At 39.5% G+C, this 15,668-nt stretch carries 13 protein-coding genes; all 13 read left to right on the forward strand.

Annotated features, from left to right (window positions below; translation table 11 throughout):
* Positions 1-101 precede the first annotated feature (101 nt).
* The 13 genes from PQ578_RS08050 to PQ578_RS08110 all read left to right on the forward strand — a co-directional run bounded on the left by PQ578_RS08050 (position 102) and on the right by PQ578_RS08110 (position 15,642).
* Positions 102-1,451, forward strand: a complete 1,350-nt coding sequence (locus PQ578_RS08050; protein ID WP_273833320.1) for a copper amine oxidase — start codon at positions 102-104, stop codon at positions 1,449-1,451.
* A gap of 276 nt (positions 1,452-1,727) precedes the next feature.
* Positions 1,728-2,966 carry an ABC transporter substrate-binding protein gene (locus PQ578_RS08055; protein ID WP_273833135.1) on the forward strand — a complete coding sequence of 413 codons (1,239 nt, stop codon included), beginning with the start codon at positions 1,728-1,730 and terminating at the stop codon, positions 2,964-2,966.
* Positions 2,935-3,819, forward strand: a complete 885-nt coding sequence (locus tag PQ578_RS08060; protein WP_273833137.1) for an ABC transporter permease — start codon at positions 2,935-2,937, stop codon at positions 3,817-3,819. The genes PQ578_RS08055 and PQ578_RS08060 overlap by 32 nt, the downstream gene beginning before the upstream one ends.
* The gene (locus PQ578_RS08065; protein ID WP_273833139.1) at positions 3,816-4,634 is read left to right on the forward strand and encodes an ABC transporter permease; all 819 of its coding nucleotides are present in this window, start codon (positions 3,816-3,818) and stop codon (positions 4,632-4,634) included. Before PQ578_RS08060 ends, PQ578_RS08065 begins: the two co-directional genes overlap by 4 nt.
* Positions 4,635-4,647: 13 nt before the next feature.
* Positions 4,648-5,640, forward strand: coding sequence for an ABC transporter ATP-binding protein (locus PQ578_RS08070; RefSeq protein ID WP_273833141.1), 993 nt, complete (start codon positions 4,648-4,650; stop codon positions 5,638-5,640).
* Complete coding sequence (locus PQ578_RS08075) at positions 5,637-6,293, forward strand: TVP38/TMEM64 family protein (RefSeq protein ID WP_160918915.1); 657 nt, start codon at positions 5,637-5,639, stop codon at positions 6,291-6,293. The genes PQ578_RS08070 and PQ578_RS08075 overlap by 4 nt, the downstream gene beginning before the upstream one ends.
* Positions 6,294-6,306: 13 nt before the next feature.
* Positions 6,307-6,888: a CDP-alcohol phosphatidyltransferase family protein gene (locus PQ578_RS08080; protein ID WP_273833144.1), complete on the forward strand. Its 582-nt coding sequence runs from the start codon at positions 6,307-6,309 to the stop codon at positions 6,886-6,888.
* A gap of 14 nt (positions 6,889-6,902) precedes the next feature.
* On the forward strand, positions 6,903-8,330 hold the full coding sequence (locus PQ578_RS08085) for a dihydrolipoyl dehydrogenase family protein (RefSeq protein WP_273833146.1): 1,428 nt from the start codon (positions 6,903-6,905) through the stop codon (positions 8,328-8,330).
* Positions 8,331-8,357: 27 nt separating this feature from the next.
* Positions 8,358-9,446 carry an FAD-dependent oxidoreductase gene (locus tag PQ578_RS08090; protein ID WP_273833149.1) on the forward strand — a complete coding sequence of 363 codons (1,089 nt, stop codon included), beginning with the start codon at positions 8,358-8,360 and terminating at the stop codon, positions 9,444-9,446.
* 603 nt (positions 9,447-10,049) lie between these two features.
* Positions 10,050-14,336 (forward strand): S8 family peptidase, encoded by a 4,287-nt coding sequence (locus PQ578_RS08095; RefSeq protein WP_273833151.1) that lies wholly within the window; start codon positions 10,050-10,052, stop codon positions 14,334-14,336.
* 246 nt (positions 14,337-14,582) lie between these two features.
* Positions 14,583-15,131, forward strand: coding sequence for a PadR family transcriptional regulator (locus PQ578_RS08100; protein ID WP_273833153.1), 549 nt, complete (start codon positions 14,583-14,585; stop codon positions 15,129-15,131).
* A 13-nt stretch (positions 15,132-15,144) separates the two neighbouring features.
* Positions 15,145-15,459 (forward strand): iron-sulfur cluster biosynthesis family protein, encoded by a 315-nt coding sequence (locus tag PQ578_RS08105; protein ID WP_160918920.1) that lies wholly within the window; start codon positions 15,145-15,147, stop codon positions 15,457-15,459.
* Between the two features lie 21 nt (positions 15,460-15,480).
* Positions 15,481-15,642: a hypothetical protein gene (locus PQ578_RS08110; protein WP_273833155.1), complete on the forward strand. Its 162-nt coding sequence runs from the start codon at positions 15,481-15,483 to the stop codon at positions 15,640-15,642.
* The last annotated feature ends 26 nt before the right edge of the window (positions 15,643-15,668 follow it).

Below are 15,668 nucleotides of genomic sequence, written 5' to 3' on the forward strand. Positions count from 1 at the left end.
ATGATCCAAACTGATCTTCTCTCCGTTAGCTAAGTGTAAATCAAAAATTAAGGGGAGTGGATTTGAAAATGAATACGAACAAGAATATGAAAAAGAAAGTGATTGACTGGAAAAAAGGGCTTCTAATTGTTCCACTTAGTTTTTCGCTTCTAATACCAACTGCAGGAGCATTCGCTGCTGATCACGAGAAGCAAATGGACAAGCCAACAGTTGAAACCCCAGGAGCTGATCTTCGTGCGGATCTTGGTCATTTACTTAGTGAGCATGCTTATCTTGCAGTTGAAACAATGAGGAAAGGTGCTGAAGGATCTGCCGATTTTGAAGCTTCAGCCGGAGCCTTAAGTGAAAATACAGAAGATCTTACAGCTGCGATTACATCTGTTTACGGTGAAGAAGCTGGTGCTGAATTTAATGAAATCTGGAGTAATCATATCGGATTCTTTGTTGATTACGTGAAAGCAACAGGGAATGAAGATGAAGATGCAAAACAAAAAGCACTAGATAGCTTAGATGGCTATAAAGAAGATTTCTCCATGTTCCTTGAAAATGCAACTGGTGAACGTCTAGAAGCCGATACGTTATCCGAAGGACTTCAGGCCCACATTAATCAATTAATAGGCGCATTCGATAGCTATGTAGCTGGAGATTATGAAATGGCTTATGAGAAAGAACGTGAGGCTATTGCACACATGCAAATGGTTGCTAAAGGATTCTCTGGAGCTATTACTGACCAGTTTCCGGATAAATTCGAAAATACAAAAGCCGTAACGCCAGCATCGGATCTTCGTGCAACACTAGGTCACCTTTTATCTGAGCATGCTGGGCTTGCTATGATGACGATGCAAAACGGTATTGACGGATCTGAAGACTTCGATGCTTCTGCTGCTGCATTAAGTGAGAATACGGATGATCTCGCAGCTGCTATTACTTCCGTCTATGGTGAGGAAGCAGGAAATCAATTTAAAGAAATGTGGTCTGGACATATCGGTAACTTTGTTGAGTACGTTCAAGCAACAGGAGCTGAAGATGAAGAAGCAAAAGAAGCAGCGATGAAAGCATTAGAAAACTATCGAGCTGATTTCTCAAGCTTCCTTGAAACAGCTACTGAAGGAAGACTAGAAGCGGGTGCATTATCTGAAGGACTTCAAATGCACGTTACCCAGCTAATTTCTGCTTTTGATAACTATACGATGGAAGATTATGATGCTGCTTATGATTCTGTTCGTGAAGCTTACGCACATATGTATATGCCGGCAAAAGGTTTATCAGGAGCTTTTGTAGATCAATTCCCGGATAAATTCTCTATGGAAGCAATGCCTACAGACATGCCGAAAACAGGTATGGGTGGAACTGCTGAACAGCAAATGCCAATCGAATGGATTGTTGCAGCGATTCTTGCAACAATGGCAGCAACCGGTCTGATTGTTCGTAGAAAGATGCAAAATAGTTAAGGTAAATAAATGATCGGGTAGCCTAACATACCCACTAGAAAAGCAATAGCCATTTGGCTATTGCTTTTCTTCTTGGATCGTAAGATAAACCTAGAAATCTTATTTTAAATGAAGTGGTATTACTAATGTTTAAGGTGTAAGGAGCGTTACAGCATCATGTTTTTGAAAAGGGTATAATAATAGGGGAAAATAGATGATTGATGCGTATATAGCACAATCAAGTTCGTCAAATGTGTCTTTCAGTTGCTAGGATAGTTTATACAAGGGGGAAACGAGATGAAGCGAAAGGTTACATTCATCATTGCAACGCTACTTTTTATTGTTGCATGTGGGAATAGTGAAACCAATGAAACGGGTAACAAAGAGGTATTGTCAAAGGAGTGGGATGAAATCGTTACCTCCTCTAAGGGAACAGAGGTTAATCTCTTTATGTGGGGAGGAGATGAAGGGATTAATCAATACATTGATAAATGGGCTGTCCCACGAATAAAAGAAGAACACAATATTACTCTTAACCGTCAACCGATGAATACTGAAGAATTTATGCAAAAGCTTTTGACAGAGAAAAAAGCGAACAAAAATGAGGGTACGATTGATGTCATATGGATTAATGGCTCAAACTTTAAAAATGCTAAGAATGCAGATTTATTACTAGGTTCTTTCTCAAAGAAATTGCCCCATTTTCAAGAATATATTGGAGCGCAGGACCAAAATGCTAACTATGACCAGGGAACGGAGATTGATGGTTTAGAGGCCCCGTGGGGAAATGTTCAGTTTGTTTTTCATTACGATTCAAATAAAGTCGACATACCTCCTAGTACACTTGGTGAATTAAAACAGTGGATTCACGATAATCCTAGGATGTTTACGTATCCTAACGTTTCTGATTTTACGGGCAATACATTTGTGAAGCACCTTCTCATGAAGGGTGCAGGTGAAGATTCAAGTCTTCTATCTAAGGGGTTTGACAAAAAGGTTATTCAAGATTCTGAGGAGTACGTCTGGAACTACCTTAATGATATTAAGTCTGATCTTTGGCGTAATGGTGAAACATACCCTGAATCATTAACCAAACTTGATACACTTTATAGTCAAGGCGAAATTTTAATGACGATGGGATTTAATGAAGCAAGAGCTGAAAGTTTAATTGAGAATGGAACGTTTCCTGATAGCACGAAATCATTTGTTTTAAAAGATCCTGGCTCGATTTCAAATACACATTATCTCAGTATTCCATTTAATAGCCCAAATCCTGAGGGAGCTATGACGGTTATTAATTTTTTGGAGTCGCCAGAAGCTCAAATAGCTAAAATGGATCCTAAGATGTGGGGAGAAGGAACGGTTTTAAATTTCGATAAATTGAGTGAAGAGGATCAGCAAATGATTGAAAATCTTAATCGAGGAGAAAGTGTTCTTTCAACAGAAGTCTTAAACGAATATAAGCTACCAGACATAGATACAGGTTACACGGAGTGGATTAATAATGAATGGGCGAATCGGATTATTGAGCAATAACTGGAAAATAAGTTTATATTTATTACCTGCGATTGCGGTCACATTGTTACTGGTAGGGTATGGAACGTGGTCAGCGGTAGCTCAAAGTTTTCAAACAATAGACGGAGAGTGGACGATCTCAGCATACGCGGAACTTTTTAGTAGTCATGCTTTTTTCCATTCTCTTAAATTAACATTTCGAGTTGCTATTCTGTCAACCTTACTATCGTTAGTGATAGGATTAGTAATGACAAGAATGTTATATGAATTATTTAAAGATTCAACGTGGAAGCTACTTGTATGGATACCGATGTTAATCCCGCATTTTGTTACAGGTTATTTAGTGTTCCTGTTCCTTTCGCAAAGTGGACTGCTTTCTTCTCTGCTTTATCAAATAGGCGCATTAGAAAATCGAGCAAACTTTCCAGTTCTTGTTCAAGAGGAGTTTGGAATCGGGATCATTTTAACCTATGTTTGGAAGGAAGTTCCTTTTGTGATTCTCATGCTTTTGCCTGTGTACTATGAGATCGATCACCGCTATTCTGAAGTTGTTCGTACGCTGGGTGGAAGTAATTGGGATGCTTTTAGAACAGTTGAATTACCATGGTTACTCCCCGTACTCATTGAAACTTCAGTAATATTAGTTGCATTTGTCGCTTCTGCGTTTGAAATTCCATTCTTATTAGGAGTCACACGACCAGAAATGCTTCCGGTCAGAGCGTATGAATGGTTCTATAATGGGGATTGGAGCAAGCGGCCACTTGCTTTTTCAGCTATGATTCTTCCGGGTGTGATGGCCCTTCTTCTTGCGACCCTTTCCATCGGAGCTGTGCAAAAACATAGGCTAAGAATGATAAAGGGGAGAAGCAGATGAGGTTATTTTTGAAGGGTTTAGGGAAAAGGGAGTTAGCAACTAGTTTCATGCTTATTTTGTTTATCATATTATTCATCCTCCCCTTTGTAACAATAGGGTTGAAAAGCATTTCTGTAGGATGGAGATGGCCAGCGTTATTACCAAACGGACTAAGTTTAGATGCATGGCGGAGTATTGTGAAAGACCCTAAATTAATCGAATCACTTGTTACAACGTTCAAGGTTGCGTTTTTAGTTGTATTATTAAATATACTTCTTGCTATACCAGCGGCAAGGGCTCTCTCTCACTATACGTTCAAAGGGAAATCAATTATTGAAGGACTGTTGCTATCTCCTATTTTAATCCCTGGCATTTTACTTGCAATGGGACTTCAATTTACAATGATACAATTTGGTATAGCTGATAAGATGATAGGCGTTGTCTTTGTGCATTTGATTCCTACACTACCTTATGCGATTCGTGTCATGAGGGCAGGGTATGAGAGGATGGGAAGTAGTCTATATGAGCAAGCATCTGTATTAGGAGCCGGTCTATTAACGCGTTTTTTTACAATTGCACTACCTTTATTACTACCAAGTATTAGAAGCTTAATGCTTTTAACTTTTGTTATATCGTTAGGACAATATGCGCTAACAGCTATTATTGGTGGAGGTACTGTGATTACCCTCCCAATGTTATATTACCCCTATTTTTCGAGTTCGAATGATGCAGTTATTGCAGGATTTTCAATTCTTTTTGCTTTGCTTCCCCTCCTATTTATTGGTTTTGTGGAAGTTATGATGAGGCTGGTTATTCGAGCTGTTAATCGCGTTTGAAAGGAAGATTGTTTTGAACCAGCTATTGCAATGCAGAAATATTTATAAGAAATTTTCTAATACATCCATTTTGCAAAACCTTTCGTTTCATCTTGAAGAAGGTGAGCATTTTACAGTTGTTGGGCCTTCAGGATGTGGCAAGAGTACACTCCTCAGGTGTCTTGCTGGTTTAGAAAATCTGGATGAAGGAGACATTTATTTAAGAGAAAAGTCAATAGTGAGACTGAGACCAGAAAATCGATCTGTTGTTTTGATGTTTCAGGATTCGTTATTATTTCCTCATTTAACTGTATTAGAAAACGTGACTTATGGTTTGAAAAGAAAAAGAGTATCAAAAACTGAGCGTGTGAGGCAAGCTGAACGAATGTTAAAAAAAGTGAAGCTGTTTAAATGGAAAGATGCCTTTCCACATGAGTTATCAGGTGGTCAAAAACAGAGAGTGTCACTTGCGAGAGCACTAGTGCTGAAACCAGATCTACTTTTATTAGATGAGCCCTTTAGCTCACTTGACGCTACACTACGAGAATCACTTCGTGGTGAGGTGAAAGATTTATTAAGAGAGGAAGGGATCACTTCACTGTTTATCACTCATGACCGTGACGAAGCGATTGAAATGGGCGATAGACTTGCGGTTATGTTTGAGGGTAGATTCATCCAAATTGGTCATCCTTATGATGTTGTCACAAACCCTTCATCTATGGAGAGTGCTAAAATTATTGGAGAAGGTTTGGCTCTAGAAGAAGGGTTTATTCCGATTAGTAAGTTAAGAGCTATTCCTGTTCAAAATAAACCTAGTACCCAGGATTTTACCTTTGTTTCTGGGAAGGTAAGCGCGATTACAGTGAAAAATAACATAGAATGCTATCGTATCTCATGGGAACAGGGAAGTGTTCTTTCCGTGTCAGATAGTCGTTTAGTAGTTGGCCAAGAAGTGTTGTTATGTGCTAAGAGGGAAGAAATGAAAAAGTATTCTACTCAGAAAGATCAGTGGGGACTTGCCCAATGACTAGTAAAACAATTTTAAAAGGATTAGCATTAACGGCACTGATCATTGTTATTTATTTACTAAATCAATATGTATTTGATTTTAGACCTTCTCACATTCGTGGCTGGATTTCCTCATTCGGCTTTTATGCCCCATTAATTTTCCTGCTTATTTGTATTGGTCGTCCCTTTGTTCTCTTTCCCACATCGATCATTTCAATCAGTGGTGGATTAGTATTTGGACCCCTGCTTGGTACAGTTCTTGCTGTGGTAGGTGGTTCCATAGGAGCTCTTCTTTTCTTTTCGTTAGCAAGAAAGTTAGGGATGAACATTCTACCAAAATCTTGGAAGCGGAGGGGAGAAAACCTGGAGAAACGATTATCGGAAAAGGGTTTTCTTTATGTCCTGTTGTTGCGTCTCGTCCCTTTTCTCCATTTTGATTTAGTTAGCTATGTTTGTGGGGTTTCTAATGTGAATCGAAGGAAATACTATTTAGCAACACTGCTTGGGATGCTACCAGGCGCCATTGCGTTGAATTTTCTTGGCGCAAGTTTTTTATCAAATAATATTTCATCGGTCATTATTGCTGCTGCAGTATTGCTTCTATTACTACTCGTCAGTCTATATATTCGCAGAAAAGCATTCGGACCTTCTGTTGAAGAAGAACTGAAATAAGGACGGTGCTATCATGCTTGACACTCATGCAAGAAAATATGTTCAGCCTCTAATGGATCGCACTTCAGATTCGCTACTTCGTATAGGTTTATCGGCTAATCAAGTAACGGTCATTTCATTCATTGTTGGTATTTCATCTGGTATATTTATTTACCTTGATTATTATGTTTGGGCGGTTATCGTTTTATGGGCTTCAGGTTTTCTTGATGCTGTGGACGGAACAATGGCTCGGAAAACAAAGCCATCTGCTTTTGGCACCGTATTGGATGTAAGTTTTGATCGAGTAGTTGAAATTAGTGTCATATTAGGTCTTGCTTTTCGATTTCCTGAAGCAATGTGGGCGCTGTTATTATTAAGTACTTCCATCATTTTTGCCATGACGATCTTCCTTACAGTAGGGGCTGTGTCAGAGAAAAAAGGGATCAAATCATTCTATTATCAAGCTGGGGCTGCGGAGAGGACAGAAGGTTTTATTCTATTTACAGCAATGATTTTGTTTCACAACTTTTTAGTTATTTTAACACTAGCGTTTGTAGCAATTGAATTATTTACTGCTTTTCAAAGACTAGCAGAAGCAAAAAGGATATTAGGATAGAGGAGATGGAACAAATGAAAGAATACGATCTAATTGTAATAGGCGGAGGCTCTGGTGGACTTACTGCTGCATCTGGTGCTGCTAATATGGGAGCAAATGTGGCTTTAATCGATGATCAACCAGGCTTAGGTGGAGATTGTCTTCATTTTGGATGTGTTCCCTCAAAGGCCTTTATTACAGCAGCTAAAGAAGTTCATGCTATCTATAAAGGCGCAAAAGAGTTTGGACTTACAGTCAGTGGTGAAGTGCTTTTTAGTCGTGCGATCGATCGTGTGAAAGAAGCGATTCATGAAATTCAAGAAATTGATAGTGATGAGCGCTTTGAGAAATTAGGGGTAGACATTTACCGAGGCAAAGGTGCATTTAAAGATAGTCATACTGTTCTTATTGATGGTGAGAACCCTATCAAAGGGAAGCGAATCGTGATTTCCACAGGATCAAGCCCGAAAGTCCCTCCAATTGACGGAGTGGAACATGTTTCTTATCTTACGAATGAATCTATTTTCAATTTAGATCACTTACCTGAAAGTATCGTTTTTATAGGTGGGGGTCCTGTAGGACTTGAACTTGCTCAATCTCTCTCAAGATTTGGCTCCAATGTAACAATACTTGAAACTTCTGAGACCATTCTGAAAAAAGAAGATCATGATATTATTCCAATTGCTACGAAGGAATTGGAAAAAGAGCTTTCATTTGTATTTAAAGCAGAAGTAAAAGGAATTAAAGAGGAAAATGGGTATAAAGTTGTGACGTATGTTGAAAATGGCGAAGAGAAGATTATCCAAACAGAAATGATTATGATGTCAACGGGTAGAAAGCCAAATACAGATAGATTAAATTTAAAAGCAGCTTCAGTAGATGAGGACAATGGATTTATTACAGTTAACGCGTCATTACAATCGAGCCAATCTCATATCTATGCAATCGGAGATGTGAATGGGGCCTTTCCTTTTACACATGGAGCCGGTATGGAAGGAAAGCTCATTGTACAAAACGCAGTGTTTGGATTAAAGAGAAAAGTAAGCTATGAGAACGTTCCATGGGTTACTTATATTGATCCTGAGGTGTTCCATCTTGGTATGACTGAAAAGGAAGCGAAAGAGAAACATGGCGATCAAATTCGTGTTTTCAAGGTTGGTACAGATGATGTGGATCGTTTTATAGCTGAGCGCAAAAAAAATGGGCTTCTAAAAGTAATAACAGACATGAAGGGGCATATTCTAGGTGCTCATGCTGTTGGGGAAGATGCTGGAAGCTGGATGCAGGAAATTGTGTTTGCAAAAGAACATGGTCATAAAATCGGAGACATTTCTACAGTTATTCATCCATATCCAACGAAAGGTGCTATCCTAAATCAAGCCGCTGATTTATTTTGGAGAGAAAAATTATTTGATGGTTGGCTACCTAAGGTGTCAGAAAAATACATTAAATGGGTTCGATAAGGAATCAGAGGACAGAGGAGGAGAAGTTTGAAAAAACTGTTGTTAATTGGAGCAGGACATGCTCATCTTTACATCATGAAGAAGCTTGAAGAAGAAAAAGGAGAGTTTGATGTGACAATCATTTCTCCTTCTGAGTATCAATATTATTCAGGAATGTTCTCAGGCTATCTCGAGGGTCTGTATAACAAAGAAGACATGCGTATACATATTCCAACACTAGCAAAAGCAGCAGGCATTCATTTTACAGAGGGTGCAGCATTATCGATTGATGCTAAAGCGAAAGTTGTGTTAACCGAAAAAGGTGATATTCTCTCTTATGATGTTCTTTCCGTTGATATCGGATCATTAACAGCCGGAATTGATGTCCCTGGAGCTAGAAAGCATGCTCTTCGCGTAAAACCTAACTATCGTATAGAAGAAGTAGCGAGGGCAATGCAGGAGGCAAAAAATGCCGTCGTTGTAGGAGGGGGTGCTGCGGGAGTTGAAATGGCTTTAGCTCTATCTGCAAGACGAAAACTTGAGGATAAGAAACCCGTTTCGATCATTTCTCATTCACCGTTGTTAGAAAATACTTCTGCTAAAGCACAGGAAAAAATTAAGCAAATAATGCAAGATAAAAATTTGCCAATTTATTTGAAAGAAAAAGTGGCAAATGTCACGTCTAGTCAGATTATCACCTCAACTGGTAGCCAAATTGCTTATGATGAAGTATTATGGTTAACTGGCCCAAAAGCTCCCGGTTTATTTCAAACTTCTCAATTACCTGTTGATCAAGCGGGTTACTTACTTGTAGAAGATACACTACAAGTAAAGGAGTATCCTGCCATTTTTGCAGCGGGAGATTGTGCTTCTATCCGACAGTATCCGGGTCTTCCTAAAGCGGGTGTAGTAGCCGTGCGACAATCAGAGATCCTTTGGGAGAATATTAAGGGGTTCATGAAAGAAGCGAATGGTCGGCGTTTCCAACCTAAAAATACTTACTTATCGATTCTTTCTACTGGTCAGAAACAGGGATTACTGATATATGGGAGAATCGTGCTTCATCATCCTCTCTCATGGAAATTAAAAAATCGAATTGATCAAAAGTTTATGAACACATACAAAACGAATGGTTAAGAAATACCGTTAACCTTTTTTCCTCACAATGAAAAAGACTGTCAAAACCCTCTTTCTTAAAGAAAGAGGGTTTTTATATGGAAATATCATGATTGATCTTTGCATCAATTCATACAAAAAGACCGCGACTTTATAAGTGGGGTTGAGAAAACACTGTCGGATTTTAGTGTTGAAAAGAAAGGGGTTGACGAAACGATTACTAGCGAAAGATGACAAATGAGAATCGTTTTTCAATCTTTATGGCATGTCGATTACGCGTTATTTGAGAAAAGTCCTTCTTTGTACTGGTATCATAATGGAATAAAAAGAAGGTTTAGGGAATTCGTCATGGTCGTGTTACTAAAGTAATAATCGCTGCTTCCATAGTCCTTAGACGCTAAAGGCTATATAAAAACGATATCGCCCATCAAAATACTACACACAGCCAGGACAATCGTCATTTTTTTATATTAAAAGTACTTTGAGAGAATCGGATTATTTTCTGAAAATTATGTTATTTTTGATTTGAATGTGACAAATCCTGGTATAGCATGTTAAGTGAACCTAGAAATTCAAAAGGAGGGCAGAGAGTAAACACAAAACGAATGATAGGGAGGAAATATTTTGAGAAAACGAAGCAAACTTAAAATCGTAGCTCTTTTTGCTTGTTTTATTCTCCTCATCACGAGCTTCATACAACCAGCGATGCAAGCGAACGCGAAAAGTGATTCTTCTGTATCCATGAATGATGAAGTAAAACGAATTGATCAGAAGGTATCGAAAGCATTCGAAAAGAAAGAAAAAGTAACCTTCTTGATTAAATTTGCAGAACAAGCTGATACGACAAAAGTTGCGAAAGAAGCTGAAGAAAAGGCTAAGAAAAACAACTTAACTTCCTTTCAAGCTGAAATCACTAAGCGATCAGCTGTTGTTAATGCGTTAAGAGCTACGTCTATTGAAACACAACAATCCGTGTCCACATACTTAGAACAACAAGTGAAAAAAGGCAATGCAGAAGACATAAAATCATTTTACATCGTAAACGGTATGGCAGTAACAGCAACAAAAAAAGTGATGAACCAGCTAGCATCATTTCCTGAAGTGGATAAAATACTTCCTAACGAGATCAGGCAGATTCAGCCAATGCCAGATAAAACGAAAACTAAGGCTAAAACGACTGCAGATACGAACTCGATTGAGTGGAATATTGATCGAGTAGGTGCTCCTGAAGTCTGGGATATGGGAATTGATGGGGCAGGGACTGTGATCGCTAACATTGATACCGGTGTTCAATGGGACCATCCAGCTCTTATGGAACAGTATCGAGGCTATAGTTCTGAAGAGGTGGATCATGAATTTAACTGGTTTGATTCTGTAAGCGGAGAAGCCGCCCCATATGATGATCTCGCACATGGGACTCATACAATGGGAACAATGGTTGGCGCTGAACCGGATGGTTCGAACGAGATTGGCGTCGCTCCTGGGGCAAAATGGATAGCGGTAAAAGCTTTTAGCGAAGATGGTGGAACGGATATCGATCTTCTTGAAGCAGGAGAATGGATTATTGCTCCAAAGGATGCTGAAGGCAATCCACACCCTGAGAAGGCTCCTGATGTCGTGAACAATTCTTGGGGAGGCGGACCTGGGCTTGACGAATGGTATCGCCCAATGGTTCAAAACTGGCGAAATGCAGATATATTCCCAGAATTTTCTGCTGGTAATACAACACTATTTAATCCCGGAGGTCCAGAGTCAATCGCAACACCAGCAAATTATCCTGAGTCATTTGCTACGGGAGCTACAGATATCAATGATGCTCTTGGGAGTTTCTCTCTACAGGGACCATCCCCATATGATGAAATAAAACCTGACGTTTCAGCTCCTGGAGTTAATATCCGTTCTGCGGTACCAGGGAGTAGCTATGAAGGAGGGTGGAATGGTACGTCGATGGCTGGTCCCCACGTATCAGCGATCGCGGCTCTCCTTCGTCAAGCAGATCCATCATTGACGGTTGATGAAATAGAAGACATCTTTTTAAACACCGTCACACCACTTACAGACGATGAATTCCCAGATTCTCCGAATAATGGTTACGGTTATGGATTAGTGAATGCATTTGACGCCGTTTCTTCTGTTATGAGTGGGCTCGGTACATTAGAAGGTGATGTGATGAAAGAAGGAAGCGATGAAGAAGAGCCCACGTATCAACACGATGCTCCTTCAGATGCCTATGCTCAGATGGACCTTCCTCTTACCATCACAGCAACTGATAATGTGAGCGTAACGAGTGTAGAGCTTGAATATGCTCATAACGGAGAGTGGACGTCAACTGAAGCAACAAGAGTTGATGGGAACTATCTTTCTGGATCCTATCAAGCTATTATTCCGGGTGACGCCGTCAGTGAACCTTCCGTTAGTTATAGGTTTAAAATCGAAGACTATGGCGGACATGTTGTCACAACGGACGAATATCAGGTAGAAATTATCCCTGGTATCTCAACAGGTTACGAAACAGACTTTGAATCAGAGCCAGCTGGATGGATGAGCTGGGGAGAAAATAATTCATGGGAGTGGGGGACGCCAACGGTTGGTCCTGAAGCTTACTCTGGTGAAAAGGTTTATGGAACCAACCTTGATGGAGCATATGACAACAGTGCTAACATGACGCTGATGATGCCTCCGATCGATTTACCAGAAGGTGAAGCTTATCTTCAATTCAATCAATGGTATGAACTTGAAAGAAACTATGATTATGGACATCTCTTCGTTTCAACCGATCAGGAAAATTGGGAAGCTCTTGCGGAGTATAATAATCTTTCTGATGAATGGGTGAGTGAAGAGGTTGATCTATCAGCCTATGAAAATCAGCGAATTTATTTAGCTTTTCACGTGGAGACGGATGGTAGTGTGATGAAGCAGGGCTGGTATATTGACGATGTAAGTTTATCAGCAGAGCCGATGGAAGTCGCCGCTAAGAAAAAGAGCTCGAAAGTTTCTATTCAGCCTGATGAAAAATCTGCTAGTGTCAAAGCGAAAGAAAAAGTCAATCCAGACAAGTTAAAACCTTCAAAGCTTGTTATAAATCCAGTTCAAGAGAAACCATCACCTACACCTCAAGCTCTGCCGCTTCAAGCAGAAGTGTCTATTCTTGAGACAGGGCGCTCGGCAACAACGAACTTGGAAGATGGAAGCTATTCCATGACTCATGCAGCAGGGGACTACACAGCTATTGCAGAAGCATATGGCTACCAGTCAGAGACTCAGGAAGTGACGATCGTAGATGATGAAGTGACAGAAGCTGACTTCACATTAGAAGCGATACCAGAGGGAGAAATCAAAGGAACAGTCACGAATAGTGAAACAGGAGAGCCGATCCAAGATGCAACTGTTTTATTAGTAGAAGATGCTGCTATAGCACCTGTGCAAACGGATGAAGAAGGACATTATTCAGTAACAGGTTATGAAGGGGAGTATACGTTAAAAGTTCTTGCGGCCGGTTACTATAGCGAAACATTTAACGTCACTGTGGAAGCGAGCGAGACAGTTGTACAGAATGCTGCTCTTTCCCCATTCATCGGATATGCAGGGGAAATCGGGTATGACGATGGTACTGCTGAGAACGCAAGAGCGTTCTATGATGCTGGGAACGGTTGGGCTGTGAAAATGTCGCTTGCAGAAGGTCAGGAACGCGCTCTTGTAACTGGAGGGTTATTTAGATTCTGGAATACGGAATGGCCAAATCCAGGCGGCACAAATTTTAAAGTAGAAATTCATGATGCATCAGGTCCGGATGGAGCACCAGGTAAGAAACTCGCTGGTCCAATTGACGCGACTGCACTCCGAAATGGCGAATGGACGATGGTTGATCTGTCTGATCAAGGAGTGATCGTAGAAGGTGATTTTTATATCACTTATATTCAAGCGGATGCTAATCCAAATGCTCCTGGTCTTGCAACAGATGAAGACGGAGAATATGTCGACCGAAGCTGGCAATATGTTAGCGGCGCATGGTCGAAGGCTCCTGAAGAAGAAGGGAACTATATGATCCGTGCAATCGTTGATTATGAACTAACAGCACCAATGATTACATCTCCAAAAGACGGATCGTATACAAACAAGAATAGCATTGAAGTTGACGGTGAAACCGCACCAATGACAGACGTTCATATTATGAAAAATGGCGAAGAAGAAGCTGTCACAACTTCTAATGAAGAAGGTCATTTCACAACAGAAATCCAATTGAGCGATGGTGAAAATCAGTTAACAGCTCGCGCATCAACTGATCGTGGGATGACGGAAGAATCTGATGCTGTAATGGTTACTTTAGATCAAACGAAACCGGAATTAACGATCACATCTCCTAAAGATGACTGGAAAACAAATAAAGGATCCGTAACAGTTAAAGGTGACGTTCATGATGAAAATCTTGCTTGGGTAAAGGTTAACGGAACGAAAGCGAAAGTAGAAGATGGTACATTTTCACATCGGATGCTGCTCGATCAAGGTGAGAACATTATAAAAGTAGTGGCGAAAGACAAAGCAGGAAATAAAACGAAAAAGTCGATCAACGTTTATTCCCAGCAAGAAGAATTGGTCATTAATCAATTAAAACCAGATCAAAATAAAGATCTTCAAGCGGGAGAATCAGTCAAAATTGAATTCGATAGCGCTCCAGGAATAAAGGCTACTTTCTCAATTCGTATGCCGCTAGTGAATCCAACGATGATGCCTTCAAGTATGACTGAATTTCCAATGATGGAAGTATCAGAAGGGCATTATGTCGGTTACTGGACAGCTACTTCGAATGTGGTGGCTGAAGGTGCTGAGATCGAAGTGAAAGTGAAAGATTCTTTTGGCAACGAGACACGTAAAACAGCGGAAGGATTACTAAATATCAATACGAAAGAATAGTTTAAACCATCGAAAAAGCAGGTAGTCGAAATTAGACAGCCTGCTTTTTTGATTTGTCCAGGACTTTATCAAATTTCATCTTAGCAATGTATGAGCATATTATCCAGGGGGCGTTCTCTTATCATTTCTGATAAAATGAAATTCGAAATAATTGTCAAATGTGGATTTGCAACCTCAAATGTGCAAAGATATTGTAAAGATGTTTATAATGGAGAAGAAGCAAATTGCTGAAAAGGAAATGATGTTATGGCATTACGATATGCTCTTCTTGGTTTGCTTACAAAGAAACCATCCACTGGGTATGAATTAACCCAACAATTTAAAGAGACTATGATTCATTTCTGGTCTGCTCATCACACTCAAATTTATCGTGAACTTGGTAAAATGGAAAAAGAAAACTTAGTAAGCTTTGAAATTGTTCCACAAGTTGATCTACCAGATAAAAAAATTTATTCTATTGAAGAAAAAGGATACCGCCTTCTTATTGAGTGGCTTGCTCACCACACGGTGGATCCACCGAAAATGAAAAATGAACAACTCATGCGTGTTTCATTATTTCATCTCATTCCTAAAGGTGAAGCCATTCAATTTCTTAAAGAAAGTAAAGACCATCATCAAATGGTACTTGATCACATGAATCAATGGAAAGAAGAAAATACAGTTGATAAACAAATTAAAAAAGAACGTCTAGGGGAATATTTAACTCTTGAGTACGGTAGGCGTCAGATGAAAACCTGGATTGAGTGGTGTGACTGGGCTATTGAGTTTATAGACGTTATTATAGAAGATAGTTGAGAGGAGAGATAACATGAGAGTGACATTCACAGATCAAGCGATCGAGAAATTAGAACATGATTCTGAGGGTTATATGAAGTTACATTATGACATCGAAGATTGCGGGTGTGTAGTGAACGGCGTTACGCAATTAGTAAATGATTCCGCTCAGGGTGATTTTAATATGACGCTTGAGTCAAATTTCAGACCTGTATTGATTCAGAAACAATATAAAGTGTTTTTTGATAAAGAAATGAAAATTGATTTCCTACCGAAGCACCAGTGTTTTATGCTTAAAAGTGATAGTGAAATCATTAACCCGAGAATGCGATATATTAACAAAGGATAACGATTAGGGGGATTTACTAGAGTGACGTTTTTGATGTATTTTATTATTTTTTTCGTAGTATTTATGGTCGTAAAGGGAGTTCTAAATTTATTTAAAGGTCAAAAGATGGATCGAATTACGGTTATTGGTGGACTAGTACTAGCTTTAATCTATAGTATTATTTTAACTATTGTAAAAGGATGAAATAAGCACACTAATGTGTGCTTATT

Origin of the sequence: Guptibacillus sedimenti, assembly GCF_028610665.1 — a bacterium.
Taxonomy (GTDB): domain Bacteria; phylum Bacillota; class Bacilli; order Bacillales; family Guptibacillaceae; genus Guptibacillus; species Guptibacillus sedimenti.

Bases quoted from the DNA above. Each gene is read 5' to 3' on its own strand.
- PQ578_RS08055 (WP_273833135.1), top strand. From the start codon at position 1,728: ATGAAGCGAAAGGTTACATTCATCATTGCAACGCTACTTTTTATTGTT.
- PQ578_RS08060 (WP_273833137.1), top strand. From the start codon at position 2,935: ATGAATGGGCGAATCGGATTATTGAGCAATAACTGGAAAATAAGTTTA.
- PQ578_RS08065 (WP_273833139.1), top strand. From the start codon at position 3,816: ATGAGGTTATTTTTGAAGGGTTTAGGGAAAAGGGAGTTAGCAACTAGT.
- PQ578_RS08075 (WP_160918915.1), top strand. From the start codon at position 5,637: ATGACTAGTAAAACAATTTTAAAAGGATTAGCATTAACGGCACTGATC.
- PQ578_RS08080 (WP_273833144.1), top strand. From the start codon at position 6,307: ATGCTTGACACTCATGCAAGAAAATATGTTCAGCCTCTAATGGATCGC.
- PQ578_RS08085 (WP_273833146.1), top strand. From the start codon at position 6,903: ATGAAAGAATACGATCTAATTGTAATAGGCGGAGGCTCTGGTGGACTT.
- PQ578_RS08100 (WP_273833153.1), top strand. From the start codon at position 14,583: ATGGCATTACGATATGCTCTTCTTGGTTTGCTTACAAAGAAACCATCC.
- PQ578_RS08105 (WP_160918920.1), top strand. From the start codon at position 15,145: ATGAGAGTGACATTCACAGATCAAGCGATCGAGAAATTAGAACATGAT.